Raw genomic sequence first — 21,903 nt, 5'->3', positions numbered from 1 at the left:
TTTCTTACAAGTGCCTGTCAATGGCCTGCTGTGTCATGCGCACCCAATCGCTGAAAAACCGGGCTTTTGCTGCTTCAAACCATAGGCCCTGTGCATTTGGGTTTACATCTTTGGAAAAGTTGTATTGTGGGTTGTAATAGATCTTCCTAGCATAAGGAGTGTCCCAGACAATCTTCCCTTTTCCAATTTGGGAAGAACGAACGCCTGAACGCTCTGTTTCCCCTGTGTCTTTAGGAATGAAATAGTTTGAACCCTTTAAGACTTCCTGATCAAGCTGCATTTGTCCGGCATCAACCGCTCCTTCAACAATGGTCTGTAAATTGCCTAATTGAAGATCCACTGAAAAACTAATCATGCTAATTCCACCTCGTAATGGTGAAGCTGATCTGTATAGATAGGGTTGATTTTTTGTATTTGCATCACCAAGCCATTAAACGTCACTTTTGACTTTTCTCTGAATTCAAATTCGCCTGTCGCGCTTGAATTAATGAGATCAAAGAACATTGTGGCCTTGATGTTTTTGCTTTCCGTATTGCCGGAAGTTTTCAAGCTGCTTTCAAAATTGACCCTCACATTTTGAAGGGTTACAGCAGGATAAAACGATTCACCATATCGGCTATCTTCCTGGAATTCTTCATACTCCGCTTCGTGAATCAAAAGGCGCATTGGTATTGGCCTAATGTTCATCATCGGACTATCACCCTGCCATATAATAAGCCTGCAGCCATTAATGAACTGTACGCTGCATCAGAAAGGATTTTTGCACCGCTTGAAGCCCCTTCTGTGTAGCTAAATCCCCCAACACTAACAGAAGCCGGGGAACCTCCACCATGAATGGACATTCCCCCGCCTTGTGAGTGCATATATTCAACCTGGGCAGCTACAGCGTTTTTAACATTGGTTTTGATGAATTCCGGCTTATCCTCAAAATCAACCCCGGCAAATTGGTTCCCTATCACCATGTCAATTAGGTTTGAAGCCTTTTTTTCAAGCTTTAAAAAGGTTTCAACTTCCATTTGGGTTCCCTGGTATTCATCATCATAAAAAGCTTTATCAATGTAGCCCATAGTTAGCCCCCTTCAAAGAAAAAGAAGGGCATTATTCGCCCTTCTTATCTTCTTTCTTGGCCTTTGTGCTGCTCTTAGGCTTCAGATCCGCTTCAGATACTCTTTCATAACCTAAAGCTTCTAGTTCTTTTTGTTTTCCCTTGTCCGTTTCGTTTAAAATCACGTTATCTTTTCTAAACATCATTTTTATCAGTCTCCTTTTCTATTAGGCTTGTGCTTCAGGTGTATGAGATACAATAACGCCATCAGCTTTGTTTTTAAGGACAAATAGATCATGGTACATGCGGTTTTGGTACAGGTAGCCATCACCTTGTGTATGCTGTCCAGGCTGGAATAGATAGATAGAGTTAAGTTTTGTTTTGGCAACGATTGCCCCGCGATTAACAATAACCCAGTTCAGTTCATAAGAACCTGTGGCAGCTGTGAAGCCGTTTGTGAAGTCAAAGGACGTATGGAAACGGTCAACGTCAAATACTTCAACTAAACGGAATCCGTCAAGAGTTGTTACACGCGTTTCAATGACTGTACCGCTGTTGTCAATGGCGATAGAACCCCGGCCTTCTTTGTACAGTTCAATCAAATCCATAACATCAGAAGAAATGTAAACGACAATGTTTGCTGCGCCAAATTTACGGACTTTGCGAAGATCCGCTTTTAAACGTCCAATAACTGTTTCAGTTGTAAGGGTTTCAGCAGTTGAATTGCCCGCTTCAATAGCCTTTGTTGCAAGCTTAGAAAAACGGTAAGCATCGACTTCAGGCCCTGCATGTGTCGTTAAGAATTCGCGCGTGATATTAGCAGCAGAAGCAGCCTGGTTGGATTCATCAACATCCATTTGGTCTACAAAGAACTCAATATCACGATCAAAGCCAAGTGTATATGGTTCATGTGTTACTTCAACATCCCCGCGGTTATATCCGCCATTCCGGCTGTGTGTTTTATATCCGCTGACAGTCAGGGAAGGAACATGGAACGTTCTGGCCCCCATCCAATTAACGCTTGGTGTTTCCAGTACATTTGTAAGTGTCGCCTGTGTGATAACTTGATCTAATTCTGTTTGGTATCTTTCAGCATAGTTAATAACGTTCATTCAAATTCACTCCTAAGATTAGTTTGTTTTTCCAAGCAAAGCAGCTGCAAAAGGATCTGAACTACCGCCTGATTGGTGCTGCCCTGTAGAGAATTTAGGGCCTGGTTCTTGCTTTGGTTCTGTTTCAACATCAAATAAATAAGAATCTGATTCTTGAAGTGATTTCAACTGATCATCAAGTCCAATCAGTTTGTCACCGTCAAGCTTCAAATTCTCTCTGTCTAGCAACGCTTCCACCGCTTTAGGGTTTCTGGCCTTTGCTCCTGTTAAAGCTGATTTAAGGGCAAAATCAAAAGCCTGGTTCTGAATCTTTGTTTCATAGTCCTGAACAGTCTTTTGGTTTAAGTCTGTCAGTTCTTTGATCTTGGCTGTAAGTTCTTCATTGCCCTTTGCCTTATCTCCTAATTCCGCAAGCTGAGTGTCGCGATCCTTCAACTGCTTCTTTAGTTCTTTGGCGTTTTCGTTCACTTCATCAAACTTTGATTTAGGAAACCAATTGCCATTGCTGACAATATCAATCTTCTGATCTCCCGCTTTTTCCATGACCTGTGAATACAATTCTTCTCCAAGCAATTCTTTTAAATCCATCTATATTAATCTCCTTTTTAATGTTTTTTGGCGTGTTACACCTCACGCGGAAAGGTTGCGTTTAGTTTGACCCCAAACCTTTAAAATGGGCTTCTCCCGGCTTTTAACGCCATCCGGCAGGGCAAAATAAAAAGACCTCAATTTTTGAAGTCTTTGCTGCATAGTTTCTTCCAAATGTGTATTACTTAACGTAATTATAGATATTATCTACTTCACCTATCGCAAATCGCCCGAACCATTTAAATTTTTCTCCTGCGACCACATTGTAATTGTTATATACCCATCCGTATAGCTTCGGATAAGGATTCCTTTGCCAGAGCATCCAAATCTTATCTAAGCTTTGCCTTCCGTTTTTACCGATACGTAAAGTTTTAGTAGGAAAATCGGCAGTCATAGCTGCAATTAAACTAGGATTTCTTTGGTCTACTGCACAGAAACTATAAACCCTGTCCTGTTCCTCTGGAAAATAAGTCGTATTGTTATCGCCCGGATTTACAATATTGTTTCCAATTCCTGATATAAACTCATTTACAATAGGCATGTTAGCTGGGAACATTAAACCATATCCATTTACCATGCAATCTTGTAAAAATTCAATTTCACCACTAATAGCGACAACTCCATCAATACCAATAGTATGTGTAATCGTCAATTTAGCAATATTACCTGTTAAATTCGGTATTTGACAATTCATCTTTTGGATTAACTTAAATGACTTCCCTTCATGAAATTGCCCTGATACCATGGATGAAAAGTTGATAGGCACATCATCGAGCAAATATTGCTTAGTAGAAGCATCAAAAGCCGTTCCTACTCCGTTATGCTCTGGAAAGTATTGAGAAACACCGTTTTTAGTAATCTGAAACGCAAATTCTTTATTTGATCCAAACCCAAGAAGCATTTTTCCGTCTTGATAAGTATTAACAGCTTCTTTGTGATACCCTTTAAAAGTCCATCTGTCAGCCCATGTTACAGGATCGCCATTTACATAAATCCACCCTCTCGATGTTCCTGCACCACTGCTAGGAACATTGCTTGGATCATCTCCTTTAAATGTGCCTACAACTGTGTGTTCGATGTCAGATAGCCCACTCTTGATGGTTTGTTCTAGAAAAGCGTTAGCTGTTGCTGAATATGTGGATAAGCTAACTTTATTTGCAGAATCACCGTCAATGACAAACTCCCAAATCCCTCCACGGTTATCAGCATAACTACCGAATTTTATTTCAGTTCCTTTTACCTTACCTGTGAAAGTTGCCCCCACTTGTTGAGTGTAATAGTTGGGCGCTGCAGTTGTTACCCATGTTCCTGTATTTGATTCATAATTTCTTTTATCGAAAAGAACTGTCCCTAAGTTAGCCAAGTAACCAGTCCTAAATATTACAAAATCATCATTGGTGTTTTTAATGAAATCGTAAGTAATGTGCTTAGTCCCATTATCTACAATAACGTCAAGTACGGTATTTGCATTTGGATTTCTTCGGATTCTTAACCGATTATATTTTGTTCGATCACGAACTAAATTTACAAAGTCTGCTTGCCCTGCAAATTTCGCATTTTGCGCCAACTGTTCATCAGTGGCGTTCAAGCGTTCATTAATCTGTGTAGCATTCACGCCTTCAAGTTCAGACAGTTTCCCGGCAGTTAAATCTGCTTGTTCCTTTGCATAATCCCCTTGTTCAGAAGCATAACTTGCAGCAGAAGTTGCTGAATCTTTGGCTGAATTTGCTTCTTGGCTTGCCGTTTGAACTTCCTCTTTTAGTTGTGTTAAATCCGTAGCAGCTTGACTTGCAATGTCGCCTTTTTCTTTGGCGTAATCCCCTTGGGCCTGGGCATAAGCTGCTTTTTCGTCTGTTTCCATAAACAAAGTTTGCAGGGTTGAATATTGTGGATCCGTTTCAATGATCTTATCTGTTCCAATCCCGCTAATGATATTGACTTTGAACCGGGTTGTACTTCTGCGCTGTGAATTGTCTGGGCCGTATATCTGCAATTCGATATTCCCTGCAGCTGCCTTTTCCATTTCTTCCGCGCCCATGGTGTATTCTACTTTGTTTCCGTTCTTTGAATCTGTTATAAGCCTGGAAATAACAACCCCATCAGATCTTTGAAAGTTCACAACGATTTTCCCGGATTCCATTAAATCTAATGCCTTGCCGTTTTTTAGAAGAACAAATTCGATTACATTTGTGTCTCCCTGGATAAATGCAGGTGTAACAATTTTTAATGTCTTTTCTAAGTCAATGTTAAGAGAAACCTTCTTTGAAATATCCAATTGCTTCACCACCTTTTAATAAGCTTTTTCGCGCTCATAGCGCCTTGTTCTGTCAGTATCATTAATAAACGCCCGCATATTAGCCTGGCGCTGTCTCACTTTCTTTTTAGCAGCATCCACTGCTTCAGGTTCGCCCAGGGCATCCGCTACAGCTAATTGTCTTTTAGCTTTTCGGATTTCCCTTTCTAAACGGCGCTGCCTTTGGCTTTCCTGGTATACTTTGCTGTTTTCAGCTGCCGGATAAGGCTTGTACACCTGTTTTGAAAAGCCTTCAACGAACGGATAAAAGATATGCCTGCAATTAATGCCCCTTAATCCGTCCGGCTGTCCGTAACTTGTAGAAGCAAGGGCCGGGTATTTGTTACTTCTGCCGGATCTGGAAAAGATCTTACCCTGATACCTGGCGCATTTTGGCCTGGCTCCCATATGGGAACTAATTTCAACCAAATCCGCTCCATATTCATCCATCCGGGCAAACTGCATTTCATTTGCTACACTGTTAGACATTGATCTTGTCACCATGGAAACATAAGCTTCTGTGGACATTTTGGCCCCATCTTTACGAATAAGGGCCGGAACTCCATGTTCTGCCCATCTGGAAGCCGTTTCAGCTAAAGCTTGCCTTGCCGTTTTATTGCCTGTCAGGACTTTGGCTGTCGTTTCATTTAAGATATTTAAATAGATCTGCTGTGACTGATTCAGCATGGTTGTATTGATCAAGTTGAAAGATTCCCTTGCCTGCCTTTGGAACGACAAAAGAACCGCTTCAAGGGCCGGGCTTTCATTCGGCAAAGGCGGTTTAATCAATATTCCTTGCATGGCAGCTTCTATCAGTTCCATTTCTGTTTCAGATACCGCTTCATATCCTGCTTCTGCAAGCATGGCTGTAACTGTTTCTATGGAAAGTTCAGCATATTTGGCAATGGTTATAATATTGCGCTGTGTAAGCTTTCCGAGTTCTGAAAGCTTGGCTGTCTGCCAACGCTCAATATCTTCATCAAGCAGGCTCTTTCCTTGCTTCAGGATCTTGGCAATGTTTAAAAGAATTTCTTCCTCAATGGATAAGAATACTTCGATAACAGGCATTGAAAGTTGCTGCTGCCTTAATGGTTCCATTAGCAAACACCTTTTTTGTGTTCCTGAATGCGTTTGTTAGCAATATCAACATATTCAGGCTCTTTTTCAATACCAATAAAAAAACGGCCTGTGCGCATTGCTGCAATAGCCGTTGTTCCTGATCCTATGCAATTATCAAGTACTGTTTCACCTTCGTTTGAAAAAGACTTAATAAGCCATTCTGCTAAAGCAATAGGTTTTTGCGTTGGGTGTTTCCTGTCTGCATCTTTTGGGAAATTCAAAACCGTTAAAGGGTTTCTTTTACCATCTTCACTTTCGCTTATAGCAGCTTTTCTACTCCCATAGTTCTCGGAAAGTGAACCATTAATGGTTTTTTTATATGGTTTTGAATACCAAAATTGTTTATTATATGTTGGTTGCTTTTTATAAAAAACAACTATATCTTCATGTGATTTTAAGGGTTTTCTGTTAGCGTTCAGGAAATCCGAACCTCTGCCTTTATCCCAGACAAGTGTATATCTGTATAGTTTTTCGTTGGACAAAATCAGTTTTGCTGTAAAAATGCTATCAGCATGAAGAATAATTGCCCCGTTGTCTTTGATAACTCTTTCATACTGATTCCAAAGCGCATCCAATGGAATGACGGAATCCCATTTGTTTCTAGTTGTTCCATAAGGTAAGTCGCACAGAATCATATCAATACTTTTGTCTGGAATGTCTTTCATAAGTTCCAAACAATCACCAAGATGTATTTTATTCAGTTCCAGCACTTGATTCACCGCCCGCCTGTTGCCCCTGGGTTTGGCTGTTCTTATTAACACCAAAGAAATCAATAGCTTCAGCTGTGGCTGTTGCATTTTCTTCAGCAATTTCCTTCAGCAGCAATTCCGCTTCTTCCTCACTAAAACCATGAATCTTCATAATGGCTTTTTTCTTGGAGGTTAATTGGCTAGAAACTAATTGAATCTGCCTGGCGATTTCAGCCGTTTGATCTTCCGCAATAGAATCATCAAAAGCAATGGTAACTTCAAATCCCTGTGCAGGCCTTCTGAATAAGCCGTAAAGTTCAGCGTATTGAACAATAATCTCAACTAATTCCTGCAGTCCCGCTTCAATGATGTTTTCATGACTTTGTTTTGTCCTGAATGTCTTAGAGTTTTCACTCACTACTTCAGTAGCCGTTTTAACCCCTTGCCCATCAAAGCTGAAAGCCCCTGAACTAAAACCTATTTGCATTGCCAGGATATTCAGAAGGGAATTGATTGCTGAAATATGTTCATCCACCCTTAAAGAAACAGAGAAATCTTTAAACTGCTGCGCTTCTGGATCTGCTCCAAAGTTGAAAGCCTGGTAAACTTCATCATCAGAATCAAAATATCTGTGTACTTGCCCGCTCTGGGGATCTACAACGGTTTTTAAAGCTGAAGCCGGAACTAAAATTCTCTTCCTGCCAAGCTTGAATTCTCTTTGGTAAGAATCAAAGGCAATATCAAGGCTTCTGATTGTGTCCAGGGCATTTGCAAAGATAGAAATGCCTAAAGGAATATGCGGGTTGATGTTATTGGCTGTGTTTGGCTTTATATAAACGAATCCAGGAAGCTTGAATTCTTCAATTCTCACTTCTTCTTCAAGATCCGGGAAAAACTCTTTCAAACTCACTTTGATTCCTAATGTTTCGGAACCGTTTGATTCATACACTTCATTTTTGATCACATATTCCGAACCTTCCCAAACATGCCATTCAAGGTGAGTGTATTTCTTGTCACCTTTTCGGAACTCATTCGGAAAGACCCCTTCTGTAACCCTTTTGTTATTCCAGGCCAACGGGATAAAGCAGTCAGCCGTAACATAAGAGATTTTAATTTGACCATCTTCCACATATGGCTTCAGAACCCCGCCACCCATTGCGAATGTGAATTCTAAATGGTTTTGGAAGTTCTTCACGAATTTATTATCATCCAGAACCCCTTTGACAAACTCTGAAGTGCCTTCATCAGAAATGTTAATTTCACATCGTTCATTGAAGATCAATGAAGCCATTTCATTTGATACCACTTTAGGGATGTTCAGAGTAGCCATAGTTCGTCTTTTTGTTCCTGATAGGGTTTGGTATTGCACATCATGCCAATCGGCAAAATAACCCGCATACAGGGCTTTCCATTGGTCTATATGTTTATAGAAATCTTCATCAATCGGAACATCTTTTAAGTTTGCTAGTTTATTAATGCCTTTTATCAATCCCACTTTATAAAGCCACCTCCTAACCTTTGTAATTAGGCTGCTGAACATATTCGCACCCCCTTAAATGACATACCGCTTATAAAAATAGTTAATGCTGTATCTGAATTCATCCAAAGCATGGTTTTCTTCATCTATCGGATTGCCGTTCTTATCCCGGACATACATCCCAATTTCCTTGATAAAGTTGTAGTGATCATATTCTTCATTATCAATCAGGAAAAACTGATCATTGTTAATGGAGTTCTGCGCCCTTTCAATCCCCGCTTCAATGCCAGCGCCTTTACCGCCTGCGCCCTTGGCATCTTTACGGTTATTGTCTGCAGCCGTTGTCTGGATTCCTAACAGGTGCAATTCTTCCCGCAATGATTTACAGGCCGGATCCACAAATACTTCTGTATAGCGCATTCCGTACTTCTCTGCGCACCATTCAATAAATTCTTTTATTTCCTTGGCATATACAGACATGGCTTTAATCTGGCTTGTTTCCTTGCCTGAATGGTAGTAATGAGCAGCCCGGTTAAGCCTGAACTTACCCTCATAATGAGTCACAATGTTACAGCTGCAGGAAGTGGCATCCGATTGCCCGCCATCAGCAGTAAAATACATTTCATACCGTTTTCCCTGGACAGAAGGCTGTACATGCTTATCAAGGCTGAACATGCTGTAAATAACACCTTCAGGAAGCACCCGCTTACCTTCCCAGTCACGCGCGAACAAATAAGGGTTTTTTGAAAGAGTTTCAAAGATTTCCTGTTTTCGTTCTTCCGTGATAATGGGATTGTCCTGGATTGTCCAATGCTTCCACCTGGTCTTTTGAACGTCAAATACTTCTTTAATAACCGGGTGATTAGGTGCAGGCGGGTTTAAGTCTGCCAAATGATAGCGCATTTTAGCAGCAAAGGTTCTTCTGAAGCATTCCTGAATCATTGCCATGTGCAGCAGATTGATTTCACAGAATACAACGGATCCTAAAGACATACCTGTAATGGCTTTTACAGAATCGGCTTTACCGCCACCCTTGTAATAAACCTTTTTAATGCCTTTAGGTGTATGAACTTCCAAATAATCTCCCAAATCATCATGTTTGGTCTGGGCCAGATCACCAAAGATATGCTTTAAGCCTGTTCCATCCCCATCAATAAAAAGCCTGTAGGCTTGCTCCTGGTTATAGGCCACAATCAAATGGTTTTCATCAGGCGTAATGGTTAAGTAGTAAGCATAGCGAAAATGGCCTGCTGTCGTTTTTCCTGATCTTGGCGTTCCCTCATTTACATCAAGGGTATAACTGAAAGGCTCTTTTATCGTTTCTTTCTGTTTAGGTGAAAATGTTATGCTCATTTATCATCCACCGCATTAATAAGGGCTTCCAGAAGTCCAGTGTCTTTCTTAGTTCCCTGGATTAACTTGGTGCGCTCTTTAATGAAATCTGTTTCCGCTTTGATCTTCTCTATTTGGGCATCAGATAAAGCAGCAATCTTCCCAAACTTAGGATCAAACATGCCAACATGTTTCCCAATCAGTTCAAGCGCTTTATTAGCCCCGGAAGAATCAAATTGATATTCACCTGTTTCAACCATATCCTGCAGCTGTGGATCATACTGCATAACAGGTTCAGCTTTCATTGCCATGTTTGCAACATTGATCAGATTCTTCAGAACCCATTCAGCATCAATCCTTGTTTTTTCGGATCTTTCAGCCTTCAACTGCTCCACGCGCGCGGAAATCTTAGCATTCGCAAGCAGTCTTGAAGCGTTCACACTTGCCACGCTTTCTTTGACTTTATAGCCTGCTCTTATATATGCCTGTGTCGCGTTCAGGTCTTTCAGGTATTCAAGGCAGAATCTTTCCTGTTTAGGTGTTAGCTTCTTACTCACTTCACATCACCACCCCCATAAATAAAAGCCGAATAGTTTTTCACAGTCCGATAAGTCAGACCGCCAAAAACTACCCGGCTTAAATATCAAAGTTTATCCTTTAAACAAGTAGCAAAAGCACACGAAAATTTATTCCCGGCCCATTTGCCCCACATACAGCCATTGCACTTGTGAACTTTTCGTTCAGCCTTCATTGCAATTTCTCTGCGTTCTTCTTCTTTAAGCTGAAGATATTCTGCCATGCTCATATATCATTTTCCTTTCTGCATATAAAAAGCTGCCGAAGGGGAACAACGGCAGCCAATTAGTTGAAATATGAAAGAGGAACAGCAACTTGGGGAAATTGCTTATTACCATAATAGCACACTTTTTCATAAAAAAGGTATGGTAAAAGTATGCTAAAAGTGAACTAATGGATCTGCTTTAATTTGCTTATTCAAATTTTCAAATTTATGTTCTTGAATCACTAAATAGGCAAGGTACATTTTTCTTAGTTCTTCATCAGTGACTTCAACATCTAACAGCGCCAATTCAATCAGTTTGTAACGGTAACGCCTTTTAAATTCTTCAAAATTCATTTTCCATTCCTCCTATTTTTTCTTAAAGAAAATAACCTTCAAGATTCTTTTGATCCTGGTTACATGAAATAATAAGCTCTTTTCCACCATTACCGCCCCTTCACAGCTTCAGCACATTAGACAGACTTATCAGCAAACTGTCCATAATGTTATTCCTGATTGTATGTAACCATTTCTCTGAATACCCCATTTCAGAAGCCACCTCCGGTATGCCCAGGCGTTCAAAGTATCTCTTTTGGACAAATAGCCTTTCTCTTTCCGATAACGTCTCTACGGCCCTTTCTATGCTGTCTATGATGATCTGATATCTTCCCTTTTCCTCATTCAGATCTAAAGCCTGTTTGCTTTCCAATCGGTCTAATACAGCCGTTTCTACCTTGCTAGTGATATTAAACGTTCCGCATGACCCTTCTTGTGCTGAATAGCTGGCTGTCATGCTTGGGAGGATCCATTCAAGCTGCTGTTCAATGTTCTTAATGCTGATCAGATATGTTTTATACTGCCTTAGATGATATTCAATTTCCTTGATCTTTGCTTTCTTGGATTTCAAAGCATTTCCCCCTTTGATGTTACTTTCTTAGGAATCTGTTATTTAAATATTCGTAAGGCATAACCGATAAAACAAGCATTTCCCACAAATCTTTTAACTTAAATTTCTTTAAAGAAAAATTAGTGCCTAAATATATTGTTCCGTTCGGAAAATAAAAATCGATTCTTTTGTTTTTATGGTTATAGGTTATTTCTCTGCCTAAATATTTCACTTTATTGCTCCTTTTTTGTATTTTTTCTTGGCTTTTAGATAGCCAATCAAATAAGCACTGTAAAGAAATATAGTTAAAGCTAAAATGTCAGCCAATGATTCAACCATTTTATTCACCCTTTCAAAAGTTCCGGATCAAACTCTTTCCACCCCTGGCCCTTATCCGTTTCAAACTTTGTGACCGTTGCAAGATCTACCCCAATTTCATTCAGCCTTTGCAGCAGCTGCCTTTTTCCTGTCGCGGAAATAGTTAAACCGCTTTGCAACCCGTTGTGAAGGTATTTTATCCTCACGAACATTCGATTCACCGCCTAATTCTTCCCGGATGATCTTCTTCTGCCAATCTAATTGATTCATTTTTCACACCACCAATTAATTAAAGGGATAACAACCAAACCGACACATACACAAAAGACTATTAATCCCAAATAGGCGAAAAAAATCATAGCATCCACTTCCCTAAAATAAACCCAAAGCACAATAAGAAAAGCAGTTTGTACATGATAGCCCTGATCTGCTGCGCGTGCGCTCTTTCCCTCCAATAATCCCTGTCCTGTTCTAAAACCATATCTTCTACAGCTTTATCATTCATACCCTTCAGCCCCTAACACCGTATTTTTGGTATAACGTTCCCGCCATAGTGCTTACAGTCACAGCCTGCTTTTGTGCTGCATTTCCTGAAGAATTTGCATTTAAGTTTGCAAAAGGCTTGCTTGTCCTCTTTAATCACCCAATCCGGCCGACTGTCTGAAATAATGACTTCCTGCATACCTTTCACCCCACATGTTTTAAGTAATGCAAAGCAATGCCTTTTTCCGGGTGTACCAATGGACAGCAGAAAAACAAATCATCATAAGGGATTGAAGCCTTACCGCCACCCTGCCACTTTTCCCAATATTCTTCTACAAATCCCAAGGGAACAAAGAAAGTTTCCTGCTTTTTTTCAAAGTGAATCAGGAAAAACGCCTTTCCACCCTGATCAGAGAACTGCTTCAGGAACTTCATTTGGTGTTCCTCAATGTTCTTCAAATCGAACCTGGTTGTAATCCTGGTACTTTTTGCATCAAAGCAGATCCCTTTGCCATGGGCAATGCCCATAAAATCAGGGAGTCCGGCTTTTTCCGGGAATGCTTTGCTGCTCTTTGTTTTCTTGTCATAAAACACTTTCCAAGGTGTAGGGACTTTATTAATCAAGGCCCAACCCTTCAAGGCATATTGTTTATTGGTGTACTCTATAACACTTTCAAATGATTTACCGCGGTTACTGTAACTAATACCAATCACCTTCCAAAGTATGATTGTGATTCTGTTAACCCAATAAAAATCATTAACATGATTAGGATTAGGATTATTAATGATCCCCCAAATAAAATTAACGTTGTAAAGATACCTGTTAATGTTCCTGTTTTCACGTTCATTCCCCTTTTAAAAAGTAATACTCAAAGCATATTTCATATCTTTATTTTACCATGAAATACGCTTTAAGCGAACTTATAACCTAAAAAAATATCAAATTTTTCATGTTTTTCCACATGTTATGCACATATCTACAAAGCTTTCTTCATAGCTTCATATGCTTGTTCTACCGTTTGCAGCCGTTGCACTTCAGAAACCAATTCTTTTACGTACTCTTTGGCTGTGTCGCTGCAGTTGTAATACTGAAAGAACGTTATGATTTTAGCAAGTTCTTCTTCTCTCAATATCCCTGCGCCTGCCTTTCATGATTTATTTTATTTTTCTCAAAATAACTTTCCTCTATCTGCTCTCTGGAGAAGCCAAGCATTTCACCCAGGGCCAGAAGCATTCTAAGAAGTGTATTCCAATCCATTCTGTTGCGGTAAAGGTATAGATCAACGGCTTTCCCTGCCATTTGAATATATTGTTCTGTAATGTTATCAGCCTTCCAAACATCCAAGTTTTTGATAATAACCTTTTCCGGGTTCACATCCATGCTGATTCCCAATGAAGCGATAAAATGCAGCTTGTCTACAAATTCTTCAAGCAAAGGATTATACCAATCCTGATCTTCCGGCATCATGGCTGCCCCTCTTTGCGCCCGGGTATTCGGTTTTCTGTTATGAGGAACTTTCCAAAATTTAAACCCTTTCCATTCGTTAGCGCATTCACCTAATTCAACAATAAAAGCAAGAATCCGTTCGTTAAATGGCGTTTTTGTCAGCCCCTGCTCCTGGATAATATGACGATCCAATTCTTTCTGCATGGCGAATATTTCAACTAAGTTCATTATTTCAGCCCCTTAAATCGTAAGATTTTTTCCAACTGGACAAAGTGTCCCATTTAACGCCCCATTGCCTAGCAATCTGTGAATCATTTAACCCGGAAACTTTCAGCTGCAAATATTCCTCTTTGGTTCTTCCTTGCTTATCAAGCTTCATGATCCATTCAAGGCCCCCGGCTAAATTATTTCTTTTCTTCCACCGCCAAAGCGTTTTGCCGACAACGCCCCATTGTTTGGCAATTTCTTCATCAATCAAGCCTTTCAGCTTCAGTTCCAAATATTCTTCTTTGGTGTGCTTATTAATCATGCCTATATTTGCCCTGCCATCCCCAAAGCCCCAATGTCGTTTCCTTGTAAGCAGGGTTTTGGCTCCTATGCCGTACTTTTCGCATATCGCTTTATCTGTCATCCCTTGCTCTTTGTGAATGGTGTATTGATCCGCTGTAAGTTCCTGGGCTACTAAAGGAGTTAAACCCATATCAAGTTTAAGAGACAGCTTTTTGATCTTCTTTCCAATCGGACAGATTTTTTCGCAATGTTCTTTTGCTAAATAACGGCTCTGTTCTTTTCTCAGGAAAGGCTTTACTTTACAGCCCTTGCAATCCCCCTGGAGCATACCTTCAATCTGCGCTATGATTTCTTTACTCATGAATACTACCTGTAGCCTTTGCAAAATTCTTTAAATCTTTTAAATCGCTGTGTTTATGAAAGCAGCTGCCGCAAACTATGGCTTTTATCCCCTTCATGCGTCTTTCCATATCCGGCATGATAAAGTTTGGCGTTTCGCATGATTCACATATATAAAAAAGCAAATCCCGCTTCACTTCAGTTCCCCCTTAACCTGTTTTAGTAGCTTGCAACTTTTCAAGTTCCTGTTCACATTTTTCTTCTGACCACATTCCGCCTTTGCGCATCTTTTCAATCAGCTGAAGCTTTTTATAATACTTTTCATCATGCTTTACAGGCATTTCTTCTTTTTCCGGCTCTTTTGTCTTTTCTTCTTCATCAAACCAATCAGGCAGCTGTTCAGTCCGTATCGGCTTTTTACCCTTGCTGCTTGTCCTACTCTGTTTATTCCGTTCAAAGGCCAATTTAGCTGCTTCCACATCAGCCAGGGTTTTAATATTCCGTTTCTGCCAATTCTTTAGAATGGCTTCTGCATACCGCCAATTCGTATTGTTTTCAATAGCAAGCTTCATGGCTTCTAAAACAAGTTCTTCCCCTGAATCATCTATCCAATGCTGTATGCCTTCCGCAAGGAAGGGAGAAAGTACACCAAAGTTTTTCTGGTAAAAATCAAAGGCGTTTTCCCTGGCTTCCTCTACTACTACTGTTTTTATATCTTTCTTTTCTTTATTCTCTTTATTCTCTTTCTTATTCTTGTTCCGTTCCTGTTCCGTTGCTGTTCCATCGCTGTTCCGTTTCTGTTCCATTGACTGATTTTGATAATGCTGAAACCCTTGGTATATATCGTAATTAACCACTGTGAACAGTGTTCCATTTTCTGTGCTTTTCGTTGTTATTCTTTCTTCTTTTTCAAGTGATTTAATTTTCCTTTGGATAGTGGTCAAAGGGTACTTTTTAATGGAGTTTCCCCGGCCTTCCCGGTACATTAAATCATCCTGAAGGTTTCTAAGGGATCTTAGGAACTGACCCCTTTTTACCTGGGTTCCAGCCACTTCAATTCCTTCATGAGAAAAGACAGCGTTCCCGACTATGTAGAAAAATATTCTGAATTTCACCACGTCCTGCCATATCTCATGTTTGAATATATCCCTGCTAGTTTGAAACGCCCCGCTCATGATTAATTTATCCCCTTTCTTAGTGTCGCTGTTTGATCGTACTGCGTCATATCAAATATTTACTTTTTGTAAAAACTCTGCCGAAAAAGCACCCGAATACCCTTCCAACCAAACAACATTAGGATTAGTCCAAGTGACCTTTTGTTCATCGGTTCTACAAGTCCAGATCCTTCCGTGATTATCAGGATTTTTAGCTTCTATGCAGGTATGCATAACAACTTTGTCACCTTTTTTAAGCATTAATTTTCACCCTTTCTTGTTACGCTTTTTAATAATGTTTAACTTTTTCTACTGTTACGTTCTCAACACTTACACTATTGGTAGCTACTTTACTTTCAACAAATGATTTTATGTCTTCCTCTGTACGTTCTATGCTGTCATCAACGAAAACCGTAAAAGTGACATAATACTGCATACAACTTCTTCCTCCTTTACTTCGCTTTTTATGTCTAAAGTGAAGAAGGGATTAACCCTCCTTCGCTTCCTCAAAACCTTTAAGCCTTTCTTATGAAAGATAAGATTTCATCTTTCGAGATCCCTAATGAGATAGCTTCCTTTACTAAATCGACCCATTCTTTTTCACTGTTCCCCTTCATGGTTTCACCCCTGCAATAGTTCATTTAATTTATCAATTGCCTTTGAAGCTTGGTTTCCTCTGCCACCTGTCATTTCCTTATAGGACATTCCAAAGTCACCGACTAATTTTGTTAATGATACTTTGACTTGTTCCTCTGTATATCCGTATTTATCGCAATATTTATTTGTTAAAGTATGCAGCAACTCAACTTGCTTTGGAGAAGCCTTGGAACCGCCTGAATTGCTGCTAAAATTAGAGTTAGATGTATTTGTATTTCCGTTTCCGTTGCTGTTGTTTTTTGGCTTGTCTGTGGTATCTGCGGCTTTGTTTCCATCATCATCAAAATCACTATCAATCCCGAAAGCTGCCGACAAAGCATATCTTTTTGCATATGTTGTAGCACTCCCCGCCCCTTGTGCGTTGTTTTTGTCCATCGGCAGATAGAACGGATCAAACTGTATAAACTCCCCAGAACTGTGCATCACAATCGTCTCAACGCCAATCCCTTTTTCATTGGTTATAGGCATTTGCATATAAGACAATCCATGTTTAGGCGCAAACTTCTTAATAGTGGATATAACAGCAGGCAGAGGTACATATTTTGATTTAAAGAAAGGGTTATCCGCGCTTTTTTCCGGCTGTTCTAAATCTTCCTGGAACTTCGCCATTGCTTCTGCCAGGTTTTTTATGGAATCACTTCTGATCATCGGAATCTAACCCCTTCACCTTGTACAATTTCCACACCTTCAGGAAGTTCATTTGTGAATTTCCAATCCTGAATGAGAAGTTTGCTGTCAATCTTATCTGGCTGCTTGATCCTGTATTCATCAGGTATTTTGGATTCATCAAGTATTTTCACGCTTGGAGGGTTTTTCTGTGTGTACACACTTGATAAATAAGGGTTGTCTTTAATTTTTACGCGCTTCCCGCCTGAATCAGTTGTTTCACCAACATTGCTGACGGTATAAAACAGAACTTCTTTTAAGTTTTTAATGGTGTTATTCCGGCTTTCTTTTCTTTGTTTCAATCGTTTTTCTTCTTTTTGTATCATTTCAACCTCATTTTCCAACGAACGAACAAGGCCGATAATATTAGAAAGTTTGTCCTGAATTGGTTCTTCAATAGATGAAAGAGTATCTTTTAAAACTTCCGGATCCAGATCATCAGCCATATTCAAAATGTTTAAGTATTGTTCATTAAGTTGATAAATGTTCATTTTGAAATTTCCTCCTTCAGATCCATTTCGATTGCTTCATAAACTTCAACCATATCCGCATAAACCTGGCTTCCATCTAAAGTTCCCTGATATTTTTCTAACAGGTTATAAAACGGCAGCAACTTTTCATCTTCGGGAGAAAAAATAGCGCCTTTTTTTGTGTTAAAGTACATTTTCCACCACTCCTAATTTGATTTTTTAGGAAGGTTCTGATAAAATGTAAGTACGATAAATTTTATATGAACCTTCAAATTCGACTGAAACAGCCTTCGCCTAAAGGGCTGTTTTTTTATGCTTTATAATCTGCAATGCTTTTGAAATGTTCGACAATGCAAGTTGAATCATCGTGTACTAAATCCCCATCAATGCCAAAGTGATCTTCACCTTTCAGGATAAATTCTCCGCATCCTTCACAGGTTCCAATGAAGTCAGCTGCAGGAACACTTTCAGCAAAACGTGCCATTGTTTGCGTTCTATACATTCAATTCACCCCCTTATTCAAATAAGCCAAATGCCCAAGCTGTGCCTGTGCAGATAAAAAGCAAACCCAGAAATACAACCCCAAACAGCGCCACACCCATCTAAACACCCCCTTTTTAAGCTGTGAACCCTACCTGAAAGAAGTTCAACCTTCTTTCTATTGCCATGCGCTCCAGGTAAACTTCATTCCTTTCAGCCTTTACGCATAATGCTTCTTCATGCTCCCCGCACTTCTGAAGCATTTCTTCCGTTTGAACAAGGCTGATTTCCTCTTTCAATAGTTCCATTCGCTTTGCTCGCAAAGCTTCAACCGTTTGAATCTTTTTCATTCAGCAATTCCCCTTTCAGCGCATGTTTTTATATTTTCAAGCCTTAGACGTTCTCTCAGGGTGAACGTTTTGGGCGTAAAATATCGACATGTCAAAATCCAAAGCTTCAGCGATCAAGAAGGCAGCGCGCCCACCTGGATTTTTTACACCGTTCTCAATTTCATAATAGTAAGAAGGTGATAGGCCAATATGTTGTGCAAAAGATCTGCTAGATTTAAACCCGGCAGCAAATCTTCTTTCAGCCAACCAATAGCGCTTTTTCTTTTTCACTTGCTTCACCGCCTTTCTTTATCTTGATTTCATTATATCTGCTATTTGCGAACATTGCAACCTTTTTTTAATAAAAAGTTATAATTTCAAGAAACTTTTATATGCTATAATGAAACCTGTTTTCATGTTGTTTCGTATAAGCGTATTGAATAGTATTCTTTTAGCGAAAAAGTGTATATACTATTAAGAGATATTGGGGAAACTGCGCGAAAGGGGAAATAGTAATATGTATGGGGAAAGATTGCGTTTATTGCGTAAGGTAAACAGATTGACTATGGAAGAAGTAGGCAGAAGGTTAGGGATAGCCAAAAGCAGTTATGCTGGTTATGAATCAGAATCAAGAATGCCACCTTTGGATAAACTTCAGAAATTAGCTTCTATGTATGATGTTAGCACAGATTATATTTTAGGCTTAACAGATGATCCAGACCCGAAGAAAGACAGACGAGACATGCAGGAATTCTTAGAAAAAGGGCAACTGCATTGGAATGGAAAGCCGTTGTCAGAGGACGAATTAGAACCGATTAGAAAATTATTAGAAATGGTAGTAAGGGATAGAGTTCCGGAAAAGATCAATAAAGTAAAAGAACATAATAAGAAAATAATTGATTTTAACCATAATAAGAAAAAATAATCTAATATATACTTACCTAATGCAAATATTAAATATAATGATATATAAAAAAAGGCCCTTAATCGGCCTTTTTTTATTCGCCATACCTGGAAATCATTTTAATTCTTTCTATGTCTGTTACAAGTCCCAATACGTTCAAATAGTTTATCAGCGTTGCCATGTTGGTCAGATCTAAATTATGATAAGGCACCCCGATTATACTGTTTGTCCTATTCCCCATGACGATCCACTCTTTAATCTCTCTTTCAGCCTGAACCCCATCTTGTACATTCGCCATAACGCGTGAAGCAGTATCAGTCATGTACCCTTCCCCTTTCAAAAATCGAACATTTGTTCTTACATTTTAACACATCAATCCCCTGTCCGCTAAAATTATTATGCAGTATGTACTAAGAATTGTAACTAAATTGACTGTTTTTCTACAAATTACCTATCCTTTAACCTTTATTGGCATAGTTTAAACCCCAAAATAAAAAGCAGCTTAAAATTCTAGCTGCCGGATCCTGTTTCCGTTTTCATTTTCACCATGTACCCCTGTTTTTGTGGAACAAATAAGCAAATACCCATATTGATATACTGAAGGCTTTTCTGGCTATTAATTCAAATTCCCCAAACAGCAAGCAAACTACTATAGCCAGGGTATTGGAGATCAATCCAGCGTATACAGCAGATCTAATAAAGACAGACATTTTTTTTAGGCTCCTTGCTAAAAGATAAAAAAAGGCAACATTTCTGCTGCCGAATGTGTGTGAGTAATGATTATCAGAAGGCAGGAGTTCCGCAACTCCTTAAAACAGTTAGATACCACTCTAAACTGATTCAACACCAAGGATAATTGAACGAAAATATACAACAAAAGCTTCCGAATTGATAACCGGGTTCGGCCCGGACTATTTTGACAGATAGAACTCCAATCAGCGTACTTCCAGGTAACTGATTTAAGTTTAATTTTGGTTTCCAAAGACTAAGTGACAAGATACATGTAAGAAGGTCATACAATCCAATGGCAAAAGGCAAGCAACGGCAATTCAGGCTTTACATGTTAATCCCTCCAACAACTTCCTATGCCTAAATTATACTATAAGCGAACATTAAACGCAATATGCGAATCTAAAATTCTCTTAAAGTAGCCCTTTTTCTTTCAGCACTCTTTCCAGGGCAGCGTTCACAAACTCACTTTTATACTTAGACTTAACATTCTTATCAAGCGCCTTAATAACTTTAGGATCAAAATAAAACCCCCTCTGAATCTTGCTATTGGGATCAGGTTTAGGATTAAGCAGCTGATCAAATACGTCTTGGCCTTCTGTCTTATGTACAGGTTTAGGATTGTTTACAGGCTCTTTTTTAGGTTCAGGGCTGTTTACGGTTTTGTTTACAGGTTTGCTGTTCTGAGTAGTTGTAAAATCATAAATAGAACGTTCTAAAACACTTGGATCCCCTTCATAATGCCAGCCTTTTTTACCTGATATATTGAAAGCGCCAGCTTTTTTGAGCGCTTCCCTGGCTTTCCTTTCCCCAATGGATAGATTGTCCTTTGCAATTTCGCTCAAAGGTTTTTCTTTAGTCAATTCAAGCAATTCCCCAATCAACATAAAAAAGCACCCCTTTCATGGAATGCTTTTATTTTATCATCATTCATCATCTAAATTGAATTTAAATCCAAGCCGATAAGCTATTTCCCCAAGTTCGGCCTGTTCCAACCCCCTGAAAGAATCATCATCTTCAATTTCCTTCAGGAGACTATATGCAAGCTTTAACTTTACTTTGGGATCCTGATCAAGGTGCAAGTTAATGTAATTTCTCATTTTCCCATTCTCATAAATTAAATCTTCGTATTGATCAAACAGCTTTTTGTATTTAATTTCATGCCGTTTCTTTTCAAACTCGACTTCTTCCCTGTAATAATCAGCAAGTTTTCTTACTTCCCTGTTTTCTTCAATCAGTTCCAGAACCCTTTTTGCATAATCAGTCATGATTATTCCCCTTTCAGCTTATCCAGCTTGGCTTTTAATGCTGCGCGTTTGGCATCAATTTCAGGATCATCATTCTTGGGCTGTTCAAAATCATCCTGCATATGCTCTGGAATGTATTCTGTTCTTGTGGGCTTGTCTGGCTGAATGGCATTTTTCATAGTTTCATAAGCTTTCTCTATGTATGCCGGGTGTTTAAAGTTTTTGCCTTTTAATCTAACAGTTAATTTATTAACTTCATCATCATCAAGTTTTTGTTTTTGAATAAACTCATGAATCATATTACTTTGTAATTGGTTGAAATGCTCAATTGCAGGATGATGATTATTATATTCAGTATCATTAAAATCAGTCTTATTATCTTTAGTATCATTAGTACGCCATTTTTGGCTTGTCCTGATACGCCATTTTTGTCCTGTCTGGATAGGACAATTTTGTCCTGTCTGGATACGCCATTTTTGTCCTATCCTTGCGAACACTGGGTTCTCCGCGCTTTCCATCTTACAAAGATAAATTTTGTTAGGAGAATTCAGCCCGGTTCTTTCCATGTAGATAAGTTTATAGTCCTGCAAATCATTTTTAACCCGGTTTGCAGTTCTTACTGACATTTTAAGAATAGTTGCTAGTTGTTTGTCTGAAAAAAGAAAGTACACCCCTTTTTCATCAATCCAGCCATTAGACAGGGAAAGTTCATGGCGATCCTTTAGAATGGCATAAGCAATTTTTGCAGTTGCTGAAAGTTTGTCGTATCTTTCGTTTTCAATTAATGCTTTCGGCAGCTGATAAAATCTGCTCTGCTCTATATCATCCCTTGTATAAAAATTTTGTTCCAA

36 protein-coding genes are annotated in these 21,903 nt (G+C 39.2%); 1 reads left to right on the top strand and 35 read right to left on the bottom strand.

The window, feature by feature from the left end:
• Positions 1 to 4: 4 nt before the first annotated feature.
• The 31 genes from AC0VZ9_RS29255 to AC0VZ9_RS29105 form a co-directional block, all read right to left on the bottom strand.
• The gene (locus tag AC0VZ9_RS29255) at positions 5 to 355 is read right to left on the bottom strand and encodes a minor capsid protein (protein ID WP_475397592.1); all 351 of its coding nucleotides are present in this window, start codon (positions 353 to 355) and stop codon (positions 5 to 7) included.
• A complete protein-coding gene (locus tag AC0VZ9_RS29250) occupies positions 352 to 690 on the bottom strand; it encodes a putative minor capsid protein (RefSeq protein ID WP_475397591.1) in 339 nt (112 codons plus the stop codon). Before AC0VZ9_RS29250 ends, AC0VZ9_RS29255 begins: the two co-directional genes overlap by 4 nt.
• Entirely contained in the window at positions 687 to 1,067 is a 381-nt protein-coding gene (locus AC0VZ9_RS29245; RefSeq protein WP_475397590.1) for a head-tail connector protein, read from the bottom strand. Before AC0VZ9_RS29245 ends, AC0VZ9_RS29250 begins: the two co-directional genes overlap by 4 nt.
• Before the next feature lie 31 nt (positions 1,068 to 1,098).
• Positions 1,099 to 1,251, bottom strand: a complete 153-nt coding sequence (locus AC0VZ9_RS29240) for a hypothetical protein (protein ID WP_475397589.1) — start codon at positions 1,249 to 1,251, stop codon at positions 1,099 to 1,101.
• 21 nt (positions 1,252 to 1,272) lie between these two features.
• Positions 1,273 to 2,157 carry a hypothetical protein gene (locus AC0VZ9_RS29235; protein ID WP_475397646.1) on the bottom strand — a complete coding sequence of 295 codons (885 nt, stop codon included), beginning with the start codon at positions 2,155 to 2,157 and terminating at the stop codon, positions 1,273 to 1,275.
• A gap of 18 nt (positions 2,158 to 2,175) precedes the next feature.
• Positions 2,176 to 2,745: a phage scaffolding protein gene (locus AC0VZ9_RS29230; protein ID WP_475397645.1), complete on the bottom strand. Its 570-nt coding sequence runs from the start codon at positions 2,743 to 2,745 to the stop codon at positions 2,176 to 2,178.
• Positions 2,746 to 2,926: 181 nt separating this feature from the next.
• On the bottom strand, positions 2,927 to 5,020 hold the full coding sequence (locus AC0VZ9_RS29225; RefSeq protein ID WP_475397644.1) for a hypothetical protein: 2,094 nt from the start codon (positions 5,018 to 5,020) through the stop codon (positions 2,927 to 2,929).
• A 15-nt stretch (positions 5,021 to 5,035) separates the two neighbouring features.
• Positions 5,036 to 6,136 carry a phage minor capsid protein gene (locus AC0VZ9_RS29220; protein WP_475397643.1) on the bottom strand — a complete coding sequence of 367 codons (1,101 nt, stop codon included), beginning with the start codon at positions 6,134 to 6,136 and terminating at the stop codon, positions 5,036 to 5,038.
• Complete coding sequence (locus tag AC0VZ9_RS29215; RefSeq protein WP_475397642.1) at positions 6,136 to 6,867, bottom strand: DNA-methyltransferase; 732 nt, start codon at positions 6,865 to 6,867, stop codon at positions 6,136 to 6,138. The genes AC0VZ9_RS29220 and AC0VZ9_RS29215 overlap by 1 nt, the downstream gene beginning before the upstream one ends.
• Positions 6,851 to 8,386 (bottom strand): phage portal protein, encoded by a 1,536-nt coding sequence (locus tag AC0VZ9_RS29210; RefSeq protein WP_475397641.1) that lies wholly within the window; start codon positions 8,384 to 8,386, stop codon positions 6,851 to 6,853. Before AC0VZ9_RS29210 ends, AC0VZ9_RS29215 begins: the two co-directional genes overlap by 17 nt.
• A 12-nt stretch (positions 8,387 to 8,398) precedes the next feature.
• Positions 8,399 to 9,676, bottom strand: coding sequence for a PBSX family phage terminase large subunit (locus tag AC0VZ9_RS29205; protein WP_475397640.1), 1,278 nt, complete (start codon positions 9,674 to 9,676; stop codon positions 8,399 to 8,401).
• Positions 9,673 to 10,212, bottom strand: a complete 540-nt coding sequence (locus AC0VZ9_RS29200) for a terminase small subunit (RefSeq protein ID WP_475397639.1) — start codon at positions 10,210 to 10,212, stop codon at positions 9,673 to 9,675. The genes AC0VZ9_RS29205 and AC0VZ9_RS29200 overlap by 4 nt, the downstream gene beginning before the upstream one ends.
• A gap of 398 nt (positions 10,213 to 10,610) precedes the next feature.
• Entirely contained in the window at positions 10,611 to 10,790 is a 180-nt protein-coding gene (locus AC0VZ9_RS29195) for a hypothetical protein (protein WP_475397638.1), read from the bottom strand.
• Between the two features lie 100 nt (positions 10,791 to 10,890).
• On the bottom strand, positions 10,891 to 11,340 hold the full coding sequence (locus AC0VZ9_RS29190; protein ID WP_475397637.1) for a sigma-70 family RNA polymerase sigma factor: 450 nt from the start codon (positions 11,338 to 11,340) through the stop codon (positions 10,891 to 10,893).
• 414 nt (positions 11,341 to 11,754) lie between these two features.
• Positions 11,755 to 11,907 (bottom strand): hypothetical protein, encoded by a 153-nt coding sequence (locus AC0VZ9_RS29185; RefSeq protein WP_475397636.1) that lies wholly within the window; start codon positions 11,905 to 11,907, stop codon positions 11,755 to 11,757.
• Positions 11,908 to 11,992: 85 nt separating this feature from the next.
• Positions 11,993 to 12,142 carry a hypothetical protein gene (locus AC0VZ9_RS29180; RefSeq protein ID WP_475397635.1) on the bottom strand — a complete coding sequence of 50 codons (150 nt, stop codon included), beginning with the start codon at positions 12,140 to 12,142 and terminating at the stop codon, positions 11,993 to 11,995.
• A 182-nt stretch (positions 12,143 to 12,324) separates the two neighbouring features.
• Positions 12,325 to 12,834: a Holliday junction resolvase RecU gene (locus AC0VZ9_RS29175; RefSeq protein ID WP_475397634.1), complete on the bottom strand. Its 510-nt coding sequence runs from the start codon at positions 12,832 to 12,834 to the stop codon at positions 12,325 to 12,327.
• Positions 12,835 to 13,097: 263 nt separating this feature from the next.
• Positions 13,098 to 13,250 (bottom strand): hypothetical protein, encoded by a 153-nt coding sequence (locus AC0VZ9_RS29170; RefSeq protein WP_475397633.1) that lies wholly within the window; start codon positions 13,248 to 13,250, stop codon positions 13,098 to 13,100.
• Complete coding sequence (locus AC0VZ9_RS29165; RefSeq protein WP_475397632.1) at positions 13,247 to 13,795, bottom strand: dUTP diphosphatase; 549 nt, start codon at positions 13,793 to 13,795, stop codon at positions 13,247 to 13,249. Before AC0VZ9_RS29165 ends, AC0VZ9_RS29170 begins: the two co-directional genes overlap by 4 nt.
• Positions 13,796 to 13,799: 4 nt before the next feature.
• Positions 13,800 to 14,438, bottom strand: a complete 639-nt coding sequence (locus AC0VZ9_RS29160) for a zinc-finger domain-containing protein (RefSeq protein WP_475397631.1) — start codon at positions 14,436 to 14,438, stop codon at positions 13,800 to 13,802.
• A complete protein-coding gene (locus AC0VZ9_RS29155) occupies positions 14,431 to 14,613 on the bottom strand; it encodes a hypothetical protein (RefSeq protein ID WP_475397630.1) in 183 nt (60 codons plus the stop codon). Before AC0VZ9_RS29155 ends, AC0VZ9_RS29160 begins: the two co-directional genes overlap by 8 nt.
• Positions 14,614 to 14,625: 12 nt before the next feature.
• Positions 14,626 to 15,531 (bottom strand): DnaD domain-containing protein, encoded by a 906-nt coding sequence (locus AC0VZ9_RS29150; RefSeq protein ID WP_475397629.1) that lies wholly within the window; start codon positions 15,529 to 15,531, stop codon positions 14,626 to 14,628.
• A gap of 111 nt (positions 15,532 to 15,642) precedes the next feature.
• Complete coding sequence (locus AC0VZ9_RS29145) at positions 15,643 to 15,831, bottom strand: hypothetical protein (protein ID WP_475397628.1); 189 nt, start codon at positions 15,829 to 15,831, stop codon at positions 15,643 to 15,645.
• Between the two features lie 28 nt (positions 15,832 to 15,859).
• Positions 15,860 to 16,006, bottom strand: coding sequence for a hypothetical protein (locus tag AC0VZ9_RS29140; protein ID WP_475397627.1), 147 nt, complete (start codon positions 16,004 to 16,006; stop codon positions 15,860 to 15,862).
• 79 nt (positions 16,007 to 16,085) lie between these two features.
• Positions 16,086 to 16,187, bottom strand: coding sequence for an anti-repressor SinI family protein (locus AC0VZ9_RS29135; RefSeq protein WP_475397626.1), 102 nt, complete (start codon positions 16,185 to 16,187; stop codon positions 16,086 to 16,088).
• 4 nt (positions 16,188 to 16,191) lie between these two features.
• A complete protein-coding gene (locus AC0VZ9_RS29130; protein WP_475397625.1) occupies positions 16,192 to 16,875 on the bottom strand; it encodes an ERF family protein in 684 nt (227 codons plus the stop codon).
• The gene (locus tag AC0VZ9_RS29125) at positions 16,872 to 17,384 is read right to left on the bottom strand and encodes a siphovirus Gp157 family protein (protein ID WP_475397624.1); all 513 of its coding nucleotides are present in this window, start codon (positions 17,382 to 17,384) and stop codon (positions 16,872 to 16,874) included. The genes AC0VZ9_RS29130 and AC0VZ9_RS29125 overlap by 4 nt, the downstream gene beginning before the upstream one ends.
• The gene (locus tag AC0VZ9_RS29120) at positions 17,381 to 17,557 is read right to left on the bottom strand and encodes a hypothetical protein (RefSeq protein WP_475397623.1); all 177 of its coding nucleotides are present in this window, start codon (positions 17,555 to 17,557) and stop codon (positions 17,381 to 17,383) included. The genes AC0VZ9_RS29125 and AC0VZ9_RS29120 overlap by 4 nt, the downstream gene beginning before the upstream one ends.
• 116 nt (positions 17,558 to 17,673) lie before the next feature.
• A complete protein-coding gene (locus AC0VZ9_RS29115; RefSeq protein ID WP_475397622.1) occupies positions 17,674 to 17,865 on the bottom strand; it encodes a hypothetical protein in 192 nt (63 codons plus the stop codon).
• Positions 17,866 to 17,980: 115 nt separating this feature from the next.
• Positions 17,981 to 18,193, bottom strand: coding sequence for a hypothetical protein (locus AC0VZ9_RS29110; protein ID WP_475397621.1), 213 nt, complete (start codon positions 18,191 to 18,193; stop codon positions 17,981 to 17,983).
• Positions 18,194 to 18,229: 36 nt separating this feature from the next.
• On the bottom strand, positions 18,230 to 18,463 hold the full coding sequence (locus AC0VZ9_RS29105) for a helix-turn-helix transcriptional regulator (protein ID WP_475397620.1): 234 nt from the start codon (positions 18,461 to 18,463) through the stop codon (positions 18,230 to 18,232).
• Between the two features lie 226 nt (positions 18,464 to 18,689).
• Here AC0VZ9_RS29105 and AC0VZ9_RS29100 point away from each other — a divergent pair, with 226 nt between their 5' ends.
• Positions 18,690 to 19,097: a helix-turn-helix domain-containing protein gene (locus tag AC0VZ9_RS29100; protein ID WP_475397619.1), complete on the top strand. Its 408-nt coding sequence runs from the start codon at positions 18,690 to 18,692 to the stop codon at positions 19,095 to 19,097.
• 73 nt (positions 19,098 to 19,170) lie between these two features.
• Here AC0VZ9_RS29100 and AC0VZ9_RS29095 read toward each other — a convergent pair whose 3' ends face one another.
• The 4 genes from AC0VZ9_RS29095 to AC0VZ9_RS29080 form a co-directional block, all read right to left on the bottom strand.
• On the bottom strand, positions 19,171 to 19,398 hold the full coding sequence (locus AC0VZ9_RS29095) for a hypothetical protein (RefSeq protein WP_475397618.1): 228 nt from the start codon (positions 19,396 to 19,398) through the stop codon (positions 19,171 to 19,173).
• An 820-nt stretch (positions 19,399 to 20,218) separates the two neighbouring features.
• A complete protein-coding gene (locus AC0VZ9_RS29090) occupies positions 20,219 to 20,692 on the bottom strand; it encodes a hypothetical protein (RefSeq protein ID WP_475397617.1) in 474 nt (157 codons plus the stop codon).
• A gap of 39 nt (positions 20,693 to 20,731) precedes the next feature.
• Complete coding sequence (locus AC0VZ9_RS29085; protein WP_475397616.1) at positions 20,732 to 21,073, bottom strand: hypothetical protein; 342 nt, start codon at positions 21,071 to 21,073, stop codon at positions 20,732 to 20,734.
• Positions 21,074 to 21,075: 2 nt separating this feature from the next.
• Positions 21,076 to 21,903 (bottom strand): replication initiator protein A, encoded by an 828-nt coding sequence (locus AC0VZ9_RS29080; protein ID WP_475397615.1) that lies wholly within the window; start codon positions 21,901 to 21,903, stop codon positions 21,076 to 21,078.

Source organism: Cytobacillus sp. QJM3NY_8, from assembly GCF_056173585.1.
This window is presented reverse-complemented; position numbering and strand designations above follow the sequence as displayed.